Genomic DNA, 1,190 nt, shown 5'->3' with positions numbered 1-1,190 from the left:
AATGCGTTTGAAGAACGATTGTTGTAAAAGTTAAGGATCTCATCATAATGTTCGTAGAAGGTAGCGGCAATAACGTTGAACGAGTGCAGTCCCGCCTCCTCAACCTTGTTGTACCATCGAGCCATAGAAAGCCTTGCAGCGTCTTTAATCGTATTCTTGGAGAAGATCATCCGCAACGAATGGCACAAGCCGTAAGCGGTCTTAATATCAGGATAATTGTCAAAGAGAATGGCCGCTCTCTCTTTTTGTGTCGGAGACCATTTGTCTGCTGACTTAAAGAGCAGATAGCGTGACCTTATAAGCAGTTCTTTTCTTGTGTCGCCATTGGAATAACGAAAAGGCTCATACGGCTTGCCCGAAAGTTTAGCTTCTTCCATTTCGTCATTGCACTGTTGTATAGCATCCCAACGGTGCTTGATACGAAGTTCCTGTACGGCATCGCAGGCTAGTTTCTGTATGTGGAATCTGTCTATGACGCGACTTGCTCTTGGGAACGCTGTGCGTACAATTCTACGCATTGAATCCGACAAGTCAAGCGTAACCTCCTCCACTTGGTTGCGCTTGTCCTCGTCAATCAATTTTAAGACGGCTATGATGTCTTCTGACCTTGTCCCGGCAACAACGGCGACCAGACTCTGTTCTCGTGTACGGGCGTCTCTGTTTGTTATGAAGGTATACAACTCTCCGTTGGATAGCGACGATTCGTCAATAGCCAAACGAGGACCTATGTTATCGGCAAACAGCAACCATTCTTCTGCATGGTCCAATTGCTCCCAGCTGCGAAAGCCACTTAATGACTCTTTGTATTGCTTCTCAAACAAATGCCCGTCTATGTGATAAAACTCCTCAAGCGTACGGCAGGTCACCGGGGATGTCTCCATACGTCTCTTTTAAAAAAGCCGCAAACTCTTTTGAGTAGCGGGTCCCTTTCTCTGTTACGCTGATTCGTTCCACAAAGCTCTCTCCTGTTTGCTTGTTCTTCCATCTACGACGTCGTAATTTTAACACTACCTTGTGGTCTCTGATCGGGAAGTCGGTGACAGAAACGGCATCCATAAACCCAAGTGACTCATAGTCTTCACTCTCTTGATACGCCGTATTCATACGTTCATCCAAATGAATCGTCATGGACATGGCATCGATATCACGCTCGTCTGTTTCAATTTTAACTATCACAAAGCGTTCGAGTA

At 45.8% G+C, this 1,190-nt stretch carries 2 protein-coding genes; both read right to left on the bottom strand.

Annotated features, from left to right (window positions below; translation table 11 throughout):
- Positions 1-881: transposase (locus CIL02_RS11290; protein WP_170935080.1), on the bottom strand; the 881-nt coding region annotated here is incomplete at its 3' end.
- The coding region (locus CIL02_RS11285) for a hypothetical protein (protein ID WP_141210218.1) at positions 847-1,190 on the bottom strand (344 nt) is incomplete at its 5' end. The genes CIL02_RS11290 and CIL02_RS11285, both read right to left, overlap by 35 nt.

The sequence above is a fragment of the Prevotella sp. P3-122 genome, assembly GCF_002251365.1.
GTDB lineage: Bacteria > Bacteroidota > Bacteroidia > Bacteroidales > Bacteroidaceae > Prevotella.
This window is presented reverse-complemented; position numbering and strand designations above follow the sequence as displayed.